This window comes from Streptomyces sp. NPDC003036, from assembly GCF_040611175.1.
Taxonomy (GTDB): Bacteria; Actinomycetota; Actinomycetes; order Streptomycetales; family Streptomycetaceae; genus Streptomyces.
Genome location: NZ_JBEXNO010000101.1, coordinates 1 through 1,097 on the forward strand (window position 1 = coordinate 1; position 1,097 = coordinate 1,097).

Annotated in this window: 1 protein-coding gene; it reads right to left on the reverse strand. The window is 72.2% G+C overall.

The features are described 5' to 3' along the window. A partial coding sequence (locus ABZX67_RS33270; protein WP_355368545.1) for an ATP-grasp domain-containing protein occupies nucleotides 1-1,097 on the reverse strand: 1,097 nt, incomplete at both ends.

A 1,097-nucleotide genomic window follows, 5' to 3' on the forward strand; every position in this document is an offset into this window, starting at 1 on the left:
CCGGCGGCCAGGCCGGTGCGGGCCAGGCTCATGCCCAGGGAGGAGGGGAGGGAGACTTCCAGGCGCTTGCCGCCGACCTCGACGACGACCGTCTCACGGCCGGCCTCGTCCTCGGCGTCCTCCGCGTCGGCGGGCGCGGCGAAGGGCTTGATGTCGTTGACGAACTCGGTCTCGATCCAGCGGGTGTGGACCTGGAAGGGGCCCTCGGCCGGGGCGAAGGCGGGGTCGGTGACGACCTTGCGGTGGAAGGGGATGGCGGTGGCCATGCCCTCGACCTGGAACTCCTCCAGCGCGCGGGCGGCACGCTGGAGTGCCTGCTGCCGGGTGGCGCCGGTGACGATCAGCTTGGCGAGCAGCGAGTCCCACGCCGGGCCGATGACGGACCCGGACTCGACACCGGCGTCCAGGCGGACGCCCGGGCCGGACGGCGGCGCGAAGGTGGTGACGGTGCCCGGGGCCGGGAGGAAGTTGCGGCCGGGGTCTTCGCCGTTGATGCGGAACTCGAAGGAGTGGCCGCGCAGCGGCGGGTCGTCGTAGCCGAGCTCCTCGCCGTCGGCGATGCGGAACATCTCGCGGACGAGGTCGATGCCGGAGACCTCCTCGGTGACCGGGTGCTCGACCTGGAGACGGGTGTTGACCTCCAGGAAGGAGATCGTGCCGTCCATGCCGACGAGGAACTCCACCGTGCCGGCACCGACGTAGCCGGCCTCCTTCAGGATGGCCTTCGAGGCGCGGTACAGCTCGGCGTTCTGCTCCTGGGACAGGAACGGCGCCGGCGCCTCCTCCACCAGCTTCTGGTGGCGGCGCTGCAGCGAGCAGTCACGGGTCGAGACGACCACGACGTTGCCGTGCTGGTCGGCCAGGCACTGGGTCTCGACGTGGCGCGGCTTGTCGAGGTACCGCTCGACGAAGCACTCGCCACGCCCGAAGGCGGCGACGGCCTCGCGGACGGCGGAGTCGTACAGCTCGGGGACCTCTTCGAGGGTGCGGGCGACCTTCAGGCCGCGTCCGCCGCCACCGAAGGCGGCCTTGATCGCGATCGGCAGGCCGTGCTCGCGGGCGAAGGCGACGACCTCGTCCGCGCCGGAGACCGGGTC